9 protein-coding genes are annotated in these 13,259 nt (G+C 68.8%); 4 read left to right on the top strand and 5 right to left on the bottom strand.

All coding sequences use genetic code 11. The annotated features are described in order from the left end of the window. Positions 1–22 precede the first annotated feature (22 nt). Both JRI60_RS49385 and JRI60_RS49380 read left to right on the top strand, forming a co-directional pair. The gene (locus JRI60_RS49385) at positions 23–796 is read left to right on the top strand and encodes an SAM-dependent methyltransferase (protein WP_204223101.1); all 774 of its coding nucleotides are present in this window, start codon (positions 23–25) and stop codon (positions 794–796) included. Between the two features lie 236 nt (positions 797–1,032). Next, positions 1,033–4,170: an ATP-binding protein gene (locus tag JRI60_RS49380; RefSeq protein ID WP_204223100.1), complete on the top strand. Its 3,138-nt coding sequence runs from the start codon at positions 1,033–1,035 to the stop codon at positions 4,168–4,170. Positions 4,171–4,200: 30 nt separating this feature from the next. On the opposite strand, the gene JRI60_RS49375 is transcribed toward JRI60_RS49380, so the two are convergent. Both JRI60_RS49375 and JRI60_RS49370 read right to left on the bottom strand, forming a co-directional pair. Further along, the gene (locus tag JRI60_RS49375) at positions 4,201–4,575 is read right to left on the bottom strand and encodes a VOC family protein (RefSeq protein ID WP_204223099.1); all 375 of its coding nucleotides are present in this window, start codon (positions 4,573–4,575) and stop codon (positions 4,201–4,203) included. A 409-nt stretch (positions 4,576–4,984) separates the two neighbouring features. After that, a complete protein-coding gene (locus JRI60_RS49370) occupies positions 4,985–5,995 on the bottom strand; it encodes a ChaN family lipoprotein (RefSeq protein ID WP_204223098.1) in 1,011 nt (336 codons plus the stop codon). Between the two features lie 105 nt (positions 5,996–6,100). On the opposite strand from JRI60_RS49370, the gene JRI60_RS49365 reads away from it, so the two are divergent. Further along, positions 6,101–7,270, top strand: a complete 1,170-nt coding sequence (locus JRI60_RS49365) for a pyridoxal-phosphate-dependent aminotransferase family protein (RefSeq protein WP_239470191.1) — start codon at positions 6,101–6,103, stop codon at positions 7,268–7,270. 5 nt (positions 7,271–7,275) lie between these two features. On the opposite strand, the gene JRI60_RS49360 is transcribed toward JRI60_RS49365, so the two are convergent. The 3 genes from JRI60_RS49360 to JRI60_RS49350 all read right to left on the bottom strand — a co-directional run bounded on the left by JRI60_RS49360 (position 7,276) and on the right by JRI60_RS49350 (position 11,196). After that, the gene (locus JRI60_RS49360; RefSeq protein ID WP_204223097.1) at positions 7,276–7,710 is read right to left on the bottom strand and encodes a hypothetical protein; all 435 of its coding nucleotides are present in this window, start codon (positions 7,708–7,710) and stop codon (positions 7,276–7,278) included. Between the two features lie 489 nt (positions 7,711–8,199). Further along, positions 8,200–9,021, bottom strand: coding sequence for a DUF2381 family protein (locus JRI60_RS49355; protein WP_239470190.1), 822 nt, complete (start codon positions 9,019–9,021; stop codon positions 8,200–8,202). A gap of 120 nt (positions 9,022–9,141) precedes the next feature. After that, the gene (locus JRI60_RS49350; RefSeq protein ID WP_204223095.1) at positions 9,142–11,196 is read right to left on the bottom strand and encodes a serine/threonine protein kinase; all 2,055 of its coding nucleotides are present in this window, start codon (positions 11,194–11,196) and stop codon (positions 9,142–9,144) included. Positions 11,197–11,362: 166 nt separating this feature from the next. On the opposite strand from JRI60_RS49350, the gene JRI60_RS49345 reads away from it, so the two are divergent. After that, positions 11,363–13,192 carry a hypothetical protein gene (locus JRI60_RS49345; RefSeq protein ID WP_204223093.1) on the top strand — a complete coding sequence of 610 codons (1,830 nt, stop codon included), beginning with the start codon at positions 11,363–11,365 and terminating at the stop codon, positions 13,190–13,192. Positions 13,193–13,259 lie beyond the last annotated feature (67 nt).

Here is a 13,259-nt window from a genome sequence, read left to right as displayed (position 1 = left end):
CCGGTCGGGGTAGGTTCCGCCCATGCTGGCCGATGCCTTCATGCTGCTGCACACGGACCTGCCCCGAGAGGCGCCTGGGAGTGACGACACCACCCGCGAGGCGCTTCGCCGGCTCCGTCCGTTGCTTCCCGCCGCGCCCGAGGTGCTCGACCTCGGCTGTGGTCCCGGCCGGCAGACGCTCGTGCTGGCGGAGGAGCTCGCTACCCGCGTCACCGCCGTGGATCTGCATGCGCCCTTCCTGGCGCGGCTGGAGGCCGAGGCCGCGGCACGGGGACTGGGGCACCTCGTCCGCACGCGGTGCGCCGACTTCGGGGCGCTCGAGGAGGCGCCGGGCAGCGTGGACCTGCTCTGGTCCGAGGGTGCCATCTACCTGCTGGGCTGGGCCGAGGGCCTGCGGCGGTGGCGCCCGCTGCTGCGTCCCGGTGGACTGATGGCCGTCACCGAGGCGACATGGCTCACGGGCTCGCCGCCGGACAAGGCCGCCGCCTTCTGGCGCGAGGCCTACCCCACCATGGGCACCATCGCGTCCAACGGCGCCGCCGCGCGCGCGGCCGGCTTCGAGGTGCTGGACACCTTCGTCCTGCCGGAGTCGGCGTGGTGGGACGAGTACTACGCTCCGCTGCGGGCGCGCATCGAGTCGCTTCGCGCACGGGCGCGCGAGGACGCGCTCCTCGCCACCGCGATCGCCGAGACGGAGCGTGAGATCTCCCTCTACTCGCGGCATGGCTCGTCCTACGGCTACGTCTTCTATCTGCTCCAGAGCCGCGGTCCGGGCTCGAGCGGTGCCCTCCCGTAGCGGGTCGCCGAGCTCGGGGCCTTCCCGTCTGGCATTCCACCGTCAGCGGATCTCGCGTGAGGGATTGTCGTCCGAGGTGCGCGTCCTCGTGCGGTGCGGAGGTGTTGGCTCGCTAGCCGTCAGGTGGACGCTCCGTACGCTGGTGCACGGATGCCGCACGCGGGGGGCGCCAGCGCCAGTCGCTCCGTTCATCATGAACAGAGACGAGGGAGCAGGTGATGGGGAGAGTCCTGCGAATGTTCTCACCGTTCAGCACCGCCGAGGTCTCCGGCTTCGGGGGCTCCTCTCGGCATCGATCCCGTCCGGCCGCCGAGGTGCCCACCGGAACGGTGGCCCTCGTCTTCACGGACGTGCAGGGCTCCACGCAGCTATGGGAGCGGTGCAGCTCCGGCATGCGCGCCGCGTTGGACGTGCATGACCGGGTGCTGCGCGCCCTGCTGGTGGAGGGGAATGGCTACGAGGTGAAGACGCAGGGCGACTCCTTCATGGTGGCCTTCGACTCGGCGGTGGAGGCCGTGCGCTGGTGTCTGCTGGCGCAGCAGGAGCTGCTGCATGCGCCCTGGCCGGAGGAGCTGCTCGCCGAGGCGGACGCGGCGGAGGTGCGAGGCCCGCGCGGGCTGGTGCACCGCGGCCTCCGGGTGCGCATGGGCGTCCACCTGGGAGAGCCGGAGTGCCGCATCGACACGCGGACGGGCCGGGCGGACTACTTCGGGAGGATGGTGAACGTGACGGCGCGAGTGGCGGCCGCGGGCCATGGTGGGCAGGTGCTGGTGAGTGGGGCCGTCTGGGCCCAGGTGGAGGGCATGCTGGAGGCGTTGGGCCAGCCCGTGGTGCGTCCCCTGGGCGAGTACCACCTCAAGGGCATCGAGGATGCCGTCACCCTGGTGGAGGTGCTGCCCGAGGCGCTGGCGGATCGGCGCTTCGCGGCCCCGCGGGTCCAGCGGGTGCGGCGCGGCAACGTCCCGGCCGAGACGAGCGAGCTCATCGGGCGGAGAGATGAGCTGGCGCTGCTGCGGTGCTGCTTCGACGAGGGAGCCCGGCTCGTCACGCTGCTGGGCCCGGGTGGCATGGGAAAGAGCCGGCTGGCCACCAGCTTCGGCGAGCTCCAGATCGGCGCGGGCATGTGGCCGGGCGGGGTGTGGATGTGCGGGCTGACGGACTCGGCGACGGTGGACGACATCTGCCACGCCGTCGGCCAGGCGCTGGGGGTCGCGCTGACGCGCAATGCGGAGGTCAGCGAGCCGGCGGAGCGGCTGGGCCGGGCGCTGGCCGGGCGGGGGGACGTGCTGGTCATCCTCGACAACGTGGAGCACGTCATCCACCACCTGCCAGCCACGCTGGGCCGCTGGCGGGGGCTGGCACCCCGGGCGAGGTTCCTCGTCACCTCGCGCGAGGCGCTCCTGTTCCCCGAGGAGCGGGTCATCGAGCTGGAGCCGCTGGAAGTGCCGGAGGAAGGGGAGACGCGCCTGGAGCGGCTGGCGGGCTCGGACGCGGTGCGCCTCTTCGTGCAGCGGACCCGGGCGGTGCGGGGCAGCTTCGAGCTGACGGACGCGGATGCGCCGCGGGTAGCGGACATCGTGCGCAAGCTGGATGGCATCCCCCTGGCCATCGAGCTCGCGGCGGCTCGGACCAACCTGCTGGGCGTGATGCAGATTCAGGAGCGGCTGTCCCGCCGCTTCGAGCTGCTGCGCGGAGGGCGTCGCGACGGCTCGGCGCGGCAGTGCACGCTGTGGGGCGCCATCGACTGGTCGTGGAACCTGCTGGAGCCGACGGAGCGGGCGGCCCTGGCCCAGTGCTCGATGTTCCGGGGAGGCTTCACGCTGCGGGCGGCCGAGTCGGTGCTCATGTTCCCTCCCGGCGGGCCGGATGTGCTGGAGATCATCTACTCGCTGCGCTCGAAGTCGCTGCTGAGGGCCTACGCGCCGGACGGGCTCACCGGAGAGCTGCGCCTGGGCATGTACGAGAGCATCCAGCAGTACGCCTCCTCGCGGCTGGCGGAGCGGGGCGAGGGGGGGATGCTGGCGGCGCGCCACGCGGACTACTACCTGGCCAAGGCCCGCCGGTTGAGCGCGCGGATGAGGGGAGAGGGGGGCGAGGTGGCCTTCCGCCGGCTCGCGCTGGAGCGGGAGAACCTGTTGGTGGCGTGTGACAACGCGCTGGCGGTGGTGCCCGTGGCGGCGAGCGCCCTGGAGCGGGCGCTGGGCGTGCTGGTGGCGCTGGAGCCGGACGTGACGGCCCGAGGCCCTGTCGGCATCACGCTGTCGCGGCTGGACCGGGCGCTGGAGCTGTCGGCGAACGTGGAGGTGGAGCCGCTGCTGCGGGCCGAGGCGCTCGCGGTGCGGGGCCGGACGCACCATGGGGCGGGCCAGCTCGCGGCGGCCCGGAGGGACCTGGAGGCGGCCCGGTCCACGTTCCAGGCGCTCGGCGCGGTGGACCGGGAGAAGCGCGTGCTGGTGGACCTGGGCATCGTGGCCCGCGACGAGGGGGACACGGGCTCGGCCTGGGCTCTGGTCCAGGATGCGAAGGAGCTGCCCTCGGAGGGGGACCGGTGGCTGGACGCGTACGCGGTGGGCAACCTCGGCATCCTGGAGCTGGGGCGGCACGGAGCTGGAGCGGCGCTGCCGTACCTGCGCACCGCGCTGGAGCTGTTCCGCGCCGTGGGAGACGTGGCCTTCGAGGTGGGCTTCCTCACCAACTACGCCATGGCGATGGGCGAGAGCGGGAGCACGGCGGAGGCGGTGGTCCTGCTGGACGAGGCGCTGGACAAGGCCTCGCGCGTGGGGGACCGGGCGGGGCAGGCGCTGGCCCGGGTGAACCTGGGCTGCTTCCTGCTCGACGCGGGCCGGGCGGCGGAAGCCCGTGAGCACCTGGAGGTGGCCGTGCGCATTGGCCGGCAGCTCGGCATGCGCATGCTGGAGGGCGTCGCGCTGGGCGAGCTCGGCCGGGCCCTGGTGGCGCTCGGGGCGCTGGAGGCCGCGCGTGCCGGCCTGTCGGAGTCCATCTGCATCCTGGAGCGGGTGTCCCGCTGGCACGCGCTGCGCTTCACCGCGCACCTCGCCTCGGTGCGAGCCGTGCTCGGAGACCTCGTGGGCGCCCGCGAGGACTTCGAATCGCTGGAGGCGGCTCCCGAGCTCCAGGGGGACGCCGTGCTGCGCGAGCTCTCCTCGCTGCTGCGGGCCTCGCTGGACCTGGCGGTGGCCCAGTGGGCTCCCGCGGAGAGCGACGAGCGCGGGCGGGCCCTGACGGAGGCGCGGCGGCGCGTGACCCGGGCCCGGAGCGCTCCACCGGAGGCGGCTTCGTCGGACCTGCGAGAGGCGCTCCGGGAACTGGACCGTTGCGGACCCGCGCTGGGAGGCAGCACCTCGCGGGCGTGAGGCGTTACCGGCGAGGCGCGGTTGGAAGGACTATTCCTCCGGAGTCATCTGGAGGAACTCCAGCCGGTTGCCGAAGGGGTCCCGGCACTCGAAGCGCCGCATTCCGGGAATGGGAATGCCGTCCTGGAGGGTGAGACCCGCTCGTTCGAGGACGAGCCGCACACCCTCGAGGTCCTCCACCTCGAAAGCGGGATGCGCCTTGGTGCGCAGCCGCTCCACGCCCTCCTCGGTGCCGATGTGAACCTGGGCACCGGGGAGCTGGAGCCAGAAGCCTCCGCGCCCCTTCAGGGCCTCCGGCTTCATGACCTCGGTCATGCCGAGGGTGTCGCGGTAGAAGGCTCGCGCGGCATCTTCCATTCCCTTGGGAACGGTGAGCTGCACGTGGTCCAGTCGCAGGATTCGCACCGGGGGCGGCATGCGGCCGAGCATGCCACCGGAAGAGGACCGGGGAAAAGGGAACGTGTCCGAGTGAGGAAGCCGTCTTTCAGTCTCGAGCTCTACCCCTGAGCTACCCCCCGGTGAAGCGGATCGGGAGGGCCGGACTCGAACCGGCGACCACGAGAGCCCATGTGCTTGTAGGGCCTCTTCGGCCAGACACGAATATCGTCAAGAATAAATGAAGCGCCCGAGTGGGGAAGCCGTCGAGTTGCTCGATGAAGAGTCGAGTGCCTTTACCATTTGGCTATCCCGGCGTGGAGTGCCGGGAGTTGGATTCGAACCAACAGAACGTGCGTGTATGGCCTCTCCGGGCGGGCGCTTCAAAGCTTTGCGTCCATGCTCTCAGTGACGCGGCGGCCAGAGCGGACCTGACAGGCTATTTTCTCGTGGGGTTCTCACGCGAGCGGAACGCGGCGCACGGATCCTCCCGCTCCGCGGCGGGCGTGAACCAGACATAGTCGTAGGGCAGCTTCCCGGGACTGTCGGTGGGCGCGTAGTCGCTCGGCTCGCGGGCCTCGGGCGAGACCTCGAGGAAGGCCACGGCGAGCACCGGCTGCTCTGGGGCTCTCCGGACGAGGTCCGCGGGGACGCCCCGGTCGGTGCGAGCGTGACCGGCGCCGGTGATGAGGATGGCCCCGTCCTCCGCTGAGGTGGACAGCAGGCGGTCGGCCATCTGTGCGTCGCGGGCCCGCTGGGCGAGCACCATCGGCGCGAGCATGGACTCGGGCAGGTGGCCACAGTGGGACTCGTGCATCTCCGCGCGCATGGCGCGGTCGACCGCCTCCGGCAGCGGTGTGTCGAGCCCCAGCCGCGCGCGCGTCTCCGGGGCCAGGGCCTCGGGGCCCCGGGTGACGAGCTCCCTCACCTGTCGGCGTGGGAGGTTGGCGCCGAGGATGGGCAGGCCGCGCTCGGTGCCCACGGCGAAGATGGGGCGGTAGAGAGACCAGTCGGGCCAGCCACTCTTCTCCCATGCCACAGCCTGGGCGATGGCATCCGGGTCCCCCGGAGCGCGGGCGAGTGCCTCGTCGACGGCGGCCTGCTGCTCCGTGTCGAGCATCTCGAAGGCGAGCACGGGCTCGCGGCCAGAGGCGGTGAGCCCCCGGACCAGCTCGGCCTGGAGGCGGTGGTGGTCGGGGTTGTCGTGGCGCTCACCGAGGAGCACGAAGCGCACTCGGGAGAGCTCCGCCAGCAATGTCGGCTCATCCACCTGGCGGTTCCGCCGCGCGTCCCAGATGCGACCCACCAGCGGGTGGTCGCGGTGCAGCGGGCTCCGCCACTCCGCTGTCCGCGCCTCGGGTGGCGTGGCGCGGCTCGAGGAGGACGGCGTGGCACAGCCACAGACCAGGAGGAAGGCGAGGCCTACGCGGAGGGAAGTGGGAGCGCTCATCGGGTGCGGCAGTCAGCCACAGCCGGGGCCCTCCATCAAATCCGTCATGGAGTCCCGGACCACGCTACGCTACGCCCCTGGGGTGCAACCGCGAGGAGGAGTGCGATGAGCGAGCGAGACCTGCTGATGATTCCCGGCCCGGTGGAGTTCGACCCGGAGGTGCTGCGGGCGCTGGGGGCGAAGACGGCCAGCCACGTGGCCCCCGAGTTCATCGCCGTCTTCGGCCGGGCGCTGAAGAGGCTGCGCGAGGTGTGCCTGGCGCCCTCGGCGCAGCCCTTCGTGGTGGCGGGCAGTGGCACGCTGGCCATGGAGCTGGCGGTGGCCAACCTGGTGGAGCCGGGCGATCGCGCGCTGGTGGTGAACACCGGCTACTTCAGCGACCGGATGGCCCTGCTGCTCGAGCGTTACGGGGCGGAGGTGGTGCATGCGCGGTGCGCGCCGGGTGAGGCGCCGGACGTGGCGTCGGTGGAGGCGCTGCTGACGAGTGGGCGCTTCAAGGTGATGACCGTCACCCACGTGGACACCAGCACCGGAGTGCTGGCGCCGGCGGAGGCGCTGGTGAAGGCGGCGGACCGGCACGGGGTGCTGTCGGTGGTGGACGGGGTGTGCGCCACCGCGGGGGAGGCGTTCCACCAGGAGGCGTGGGGCGCGGACGTGTATCTCACCGCGAGCCAGAAGGCGATTGGAGTGCCACCGGGGCTGGCGCTGCTCACCGTGAGCCCGCGCGCCATGGCGGCGTGGCGTGCGCGCCGGACGCCGGTGCGCTCGCTGTACGCGGACTTCAGCGAGTGGCTTCCCATCATGGAGGCCTACGAGGCCGGCAAGGCCGCCTACTTCGCCACGCCGCCGGTCAACCTGGTGTGCGCGCTGGACGTGAGCCTGGGGCAGATCCTGCGCGAGGGGATGGAGGCGCGCTTCGCCCGGCATCGCCGCATGGCACGGTCCTTCCGCGCCGCCTGGCGCGCGCTGGGATTGAAGATGCTGCCCGTCTCGGAGTCGGTGACGGCCCACACGCTCAGCGCCCTCTACTACCCGGAGGGAGTGGATGCGGCGGTGCTCGGCCGGGCGCGAGAGCAGGGGGTGGTGCTCGCCGGGGGACTGCACCCGCAACTCAAGACGCGCTACTTCCGGGTGGGGCACATGAACGTGGTGGGCCCTGGGGACGTGCTGGCCACGGTGGGAGCGGTGGAACGGGCGCTCGCGGCGGCGGGGCACCGGGCCACGCCGGGCGTGGCGGTGGCAGCCGCGCAGACGGAGTTGCTCTCGGCGGGGTGAGGCGCTCAGTGCATGGGCTGACCGAGGGCGTCGAGGACGGGGCGGCGGGTGGGAAGGGTGAGGCGCTCGTGGTCGTAGAAGCACTCGGCGCCGAGGAGGGAGATGAGCTCGCGCTCACGGGCGATGCCTGACTCGGTCCCCGCCTCGGTGGGCAGCTCGTAGGGCTGGACGAGGACGATGTCCTCGCCGAGTGGTTTGCGGCACTCGGGAGGGAGGGCATCGAGCCTCTGGCCGAACATGCGCACGAAGGGCGGGCCATAGAAGTTGCGCCAGGCGAGGCCAGGAAGTCCCTCGCTGTAGTCGCGTACGGTGAACTCCTCTGTCGAGTACGTGAAGTCATTCCCCTCTGTGGGAATGCTCTTGTGTACGAGCCGCCACTGCTTGCTATCGAGATCCTCGACGAGCCCCACTAGAGCTATGGGCGATTGGACCAGTCGCATGAGCTCGGCGACTTGCTGGGCATGGGTTGTGCGCCAGGATGCCTTCGTTGCTGAGCTGGCGGACGTCATCCAGGAGATCGAACCTGTATAGGGTGGACATCCAGCGGGTGATGGTGAGAACCAGATGAAGTCCCGGTCCGTCTTGGCTGCAACGCACAGGTTGTTGCGATCCTCATAATGAGCGATCAGTGAGGAGAGTTCGAGGCGGGTCGGGTCTATGGGATTGTCCAGGGATGCAGAGCCATAGCGCCTGGGCCCGAACCATTTGTACTTGCCAAGGACGAGCGCGAGAAACTCCCTCACGACTTCACCCGATGGGATGCCTGGAGGAAGTTTGATTTGGAGGTCGAGGTATTTGACGGGCATGACCACCTTGGAGCCAGTGCACTTGGATGCGTCGGTGTTGCTCTGGGGCGCACCGAAGTGAACATCATGGATAGTAATCAATTGCCACTGCCATGGGGCCTGGCGGGAACTCGCGCGCGGGGCTCAAGGAATCGGGATGTTCCCGATGATCAACTGCTGACCCCCTTGTGTTGTCAGGGTGAGCTTGTACAGGGTGTTGGGATTGGCCATGGGTACCTCGCTCTCCATCAGCAAATACAAGCCATTATTGGAGGGCGTGAAAGCCTCCCAGACTGGGGTATAGTGTTTGTTGATTTTTGCTTGGACAGACAGTTCCGCCTTGTCGAGGCGCCAGGGCTGGTCTCTTCGTGGAAGCGTCAGCTCCACTTGAAGCACCAGGGACCCCTTGGAGTGCATGTCACGATAGCTGAGAAGCCTCACGGCAAGCACTGCTTTCTCATTCCAGGTGATGCTCTTGCTCAGATTCCGAACGATGATTCCACCTTCGTTCGGAATCTTCAACAGGGCCATTCTCTCGAGATTCCTCTCCTGATGCGTACGTGTACGCAGGTGCTCAAGCTCGGCCTGCAATTGCTCGGTCCTGGCTCTCTCGGCGTCCAGCTCTCGCTGGCATGATTCCGGGGCTCTCCGAAGGCGGAACACCTCCACCTGCCTCTCTGCTCGCTGGGGGTCCATCACGAGGATGAAAGTCGCGCCAACGGGGGCTTCACCGTCCTCGAATCTCACGGACAGCCTCAAGCGTCTCCCCGCCGCCAGCCTGCTCGAGGGAATGAGCATGAGGAGACGCCCGCTGGCTTCCACCACGGTGAAGTCCTCCTCTGCCTCCAATTCAATCCGCCCAGGATGAATGCGTGAATCGAAGAGCAGTGTGGTGACGAGCCCCGCGCTGATGCGCACCTCCTGGATGTCATGAGGGGGAGCCTGCGTCAGCTCGATGCGGTGCATGTCCTGCTCACATGCACGCGAGCCGGGAGACGGAGCCGTGCTCATGAGGAGCCAGACAAGAAGGGGGGCAAGGGGTGCGGAGATCACGTACGAGCCGTTTCCCGGGGCGAGTGGTGACGTCTACCAGTGATCCACCGCTCTGAGCTGCATGCGGGCAAAAGTCCTGATCGTATCCTCCTCCGTCCCCGGACCGAGGTAGGGGACACCCGGCTCGCCATCGTACCAGGCCTCCATGCACACGGGCCCGAACTGGTTTGGATCCTTTCCCTGGGCAATAAGATTCTTGGTGAGATAGTTGTAGTAGACGAACCGGGCATGGACGCGGTTCTCATGGATGACGAACGGCCCTGCGAACCCCTGGGTATCGTCCGAGATGGGCAGGCTGCCCAGGGACTTGTTCTTCTCATGTCGAGTCCTGGCAAACGGTATCGTCAGCTCGACCTGCTCGGTATAGGGGATCTCTTCCAGCGGAGGTCCAAGGTAGGTGTCCGGCCAGACGCTCTCGTAGATCCTCCCGATCTTGATGCCATGCTTCTTCATGTACTCGACCGCTTCGCGAGGGCACTTCAGCGCCAGCTGGAGCTCCTCCGGGTCGACCACCTTGGGCTCATACTTCGCGAAGGCCTGGGTGAGGGCAGACGGCGCGGCGCAGGCGGAGCTGGTGAGGGCCAGCGCCCCGGCGGCGCACAACGTAGCGAGACGGTTGTTGTTCTCCACGGGCTTCTTCTCCTCCTGGGCGGGGGAGACGTTCTTCTTGTTCTTCGCGCGCATGTCTTTCTCTCCGTATCTGGCGTTGACGACGGGCGCGGGGATGACCTTCCCGTTGGGCGCCGCGTCCCCACCAACATCAGGCGACTTCCACGGGGGCGCGACAACTTGGAAAAAAGTATCTCCTTGTATGGGATAGGGCTCGGGGGACATGAAAGGTAGGGTCGCGTGTACTACCGCCGAGGACGGCTGTGCATGGAGGGAGGTGCTCTGCCACCAGCCCAGGGCCAGGGCGAGGCCCGCCAGCCCCAACACCATCCCGGCCCATACACCGCCACGGACGAAGAGCAGGCGCGCCGCCAGCGGGCCGGCTCTCGATGGCGAGGGCGCCTCCTCCATGGCTTCTCCTCGGAGCGGTGGCTGCCGTGCGAGCCTTTCCGCTCGCGCCAGGAGATCCTGCCCGTCCGCCAATGATGGCGCGGACCGTGTGGTGACGGTGTGTGGGCCCCGGGGCTCGAACAGGGGAAGGCTCCACGACCCGTTCGCTCGTGCCTTCAGGGCCAGAAGCGCCGCACGTACCTCCCACGCGTTCGCGTACCGGGACTCGCGGGCCTTCTCCAGCATGCGCAGGCACACGCGGCTCAGTGCCTCCGGGACGCGGACGTTGCGTACGTGGGGCGGCACGGGCTTCTGCGTGAGGACGGCCCTGCCCACCGCGAGGACATCCCCACCGGTGAAGGGCAGGCGATCCGTCAGCAGCCAGTAGAGCATGACGCCCACCGCCCACAGGTCGTCCGCGGGACTGGGTGAGTAACGTGCCGTGCTCTCGCCCACGTGGTTGCGGAAGAAGTCCCAGACCTCGGGACCGCGGTACTCCGCGGTGCCCGGTGGCAGCGTGGACGTCAGCTGCGGAGCCCCCGCATAGGAGCCCGCGCCGAAGTCCACCAGCATCGGCTGTCCGTCCGAGGCGCGCACCAGGATGTTGGAGGACTTCACGTCCCGGTGCACCACGCCCGAGGTGTGCACCGCCTCCAGTGCCTCCAACAGCGGCAGCAGCAGCTCCACCACCTCGAGTGCCGACGGGTTGAATCTGCGCGCCCACTCGTCCAGGGGCGAGCCGTCCACGAACTCCATGACGAGGACGCGGAAGCACGGGGCGTTTTCTGGCCAGTCGAAATACCCCAGCAGCCGCACCACGTGGGGGTGCTTCAGCCGGCGGAGCACGTCCACCTCCCGCTCCTCCCATCCCCCGGAGGTCTTCAGCGGGAGGACCTTCAGCGCGACGGTATTCTCCCCGCAGCGCGCACTGTACACGGTGCCATAGCCTCCCGTTCCCAGCTGGTCCTCCACCGTGTAGCCGGCCACCCGCGAGCCTCGGGTCAGCGGCGGCGGTGGAGGCTGGCGGGGGCCTGGGTCGGAGGGCTCGGAGGAGCCGGTCTCGGAAGGGTTCTTCGCGTCTTCTGCCATGCGCGGGGCCTCCAAACGTGAACCAACAAGTCACGCCTCGCGACACTACTCACGGAATCACCCCGCATGCTACTGCTCAGGTCATGTGAGTTTCCGGTTTCGAGCCTGTCTCTAACCAAGGTGCTGCCGATGGACGTTGGTTGCGCGAGTGGGAACAATGGGGGCCATGGCCGCTCGGTGGCGTTCCTGTGTGCTCGGTCTGGTGGGGTTGCTTCTGGCCGGGTGCGCCGCGCACGCTCCGTCCACCGGGGTGCTGCGTTCCTCGGAAACATTTGGGCACGCGGCGGCGTCGTGGGGGCTGCCGCCGGCAGCGTCCAACAGCGGAAGCAGCCTCGGAAGTGCTCTGGCCCTGGCGCGGCCACCAGTCACCGCGTTGGCGCAGGTGCCGGCCGGCGAAGCCATCCGCGAGGAAGACGCCAGGGGGCGTGCGCGGCGGGTGGAGGAGAAGAGAGTCGAAGCGCTGGTGCTGGATGCATGGCGGGATGGGCGGGAGCCGACTGCGGCGCGAGAGGCCGAGGCGGACAGAGCGACCGCTCATGTGCTGGGCCTGACTCGTGGAGTGGATGCGGTGGGAGCGACGCTGGCCTTCACCTTCTGGGCGGAGGAGGGCGCTCTGACGCTGGTGGGCTACCGCGAAGAAAGCGGTGGAGGGCGCGAGGGGCGGCCGGTAGGGGGGAACGGGCTGGCTCGGGTGCTGCGCCAGGTCTTCGCTGATTACGTGGGCCGGCGTACGGGTGAAGTGGTGCTGCGGTTGCGGCGCGAGGATGCTCGCTGGGCGGTGGACTACGATGCCTCTCGTCAGTCTCCCCGCCCCGCTGAGGCCAGGGCACTCCCGGTGCGTACCCGGGGAACCGCGGGCGAGCGTTTCCTCGTACTCCACGAGACGGCGGGGAAGTGGTTGCGCGCAGTGCAGGTGCCGGCCGGGGGCGCGATGCGCGTGGAGCTCGTGGCGCGGCTGGAGGATGGTCGACTCCTCGATTGGGAGTTGCTGGAGGTTCGGCGCACGCGCGAGGGAACAGGGGGAGTCTCTCGGCCTTTGTCATCCGAAGTGGCGGGACACTCCAGCCAGGTGCTGCTGCCCTTCACCGAGGGGCTTGGTTCCCGCACCGTGCACATGGTACTGCGCGCCGAGCATCGGTTGGGGGACGCGGATGCGCGGGGGCATGTGGAGTCCGCCTGGGTCGAGCGTCCACCGCCCGTGCCGGAACTGAGCTGGTACCGGTCCATGCACGAGGCCATCCTGCTGCGCTGGCGGGAGGACGTGCACGAAGGTTCGGCCTGGCTGGCGCAGAAGGGCGTGGAGGAGACGGCCCTCTGGTTCGTGGGAGGCGTTGTCGCGAAGGGCGCGGGCTTCTTCGCCACGAAGGGGCTGGAGTGGGTGCCGAGGGCTCTAGGACGCGAGCCCGAGATGGCGGCGGGGTGGCTGCGTACCGCGCTCAGGCGCCTGTCCGTGGAGGAGCAGGCCGCGTTCGAGCGTCTCTGGCGGAAGATGGCTCTGGAAGGCGAGCAGGCCATGAGCCGGGGCGAGCGCGAGACGCTGCGGGGCCTCTTCGTTCGCCTCGAGCAGGTCATCCAGCAGCCGCTGGATGGCAACCTGAAGAAAACTCTTCGAGTGGAGGCTCGCAGGTTTTACGCGGAGTTGCATCCACAGCTCGCGGAAGTTCTGGACAGGCTGGGCGAAGAGCTTCCCATCCACCATCGACGTCCGCTTCAATACGCACACCTCTTTCCATCCGAAGACATCAATGCTGCGGAGAACCTGGCGATGTTACCGAAGTACGTCCACAAGGAAATCAATCTGTTGTGGGGAAGGTTTCGGAAGGCCCGTCCCAACCCGACAGCTGATGATGTGAGACGCGCAGCCGAAATCATCGATGGGCGATTCGAGTCCTGGTACCACCACGCCGAAGAGTCGCCAGGGTTGTTGAAGGCCACGGAAGATGCCAGGGAGGCTGCATTGCGTGAGTTGCGGCTCCGATTCCCTGGTCTTGAGTGAATCATTGGGAACAGTAGAGGAGTCATGGAACTGCCTGGTTTGGATCGACTCTTGGATGCATGCCAAC

Origin of the sequence: Archangium violaceum, from assembly GCF_016887565.1 — a bacterium.
Lineage (GTDB): Bacteria > Myxococcota > Myxococcia > Myxococcales > Myxococcaceae > Archangium > Archangium violaceum_B.
This window is presented reverse-complemented; position numbering and strand designations above follow the sequence as displayed.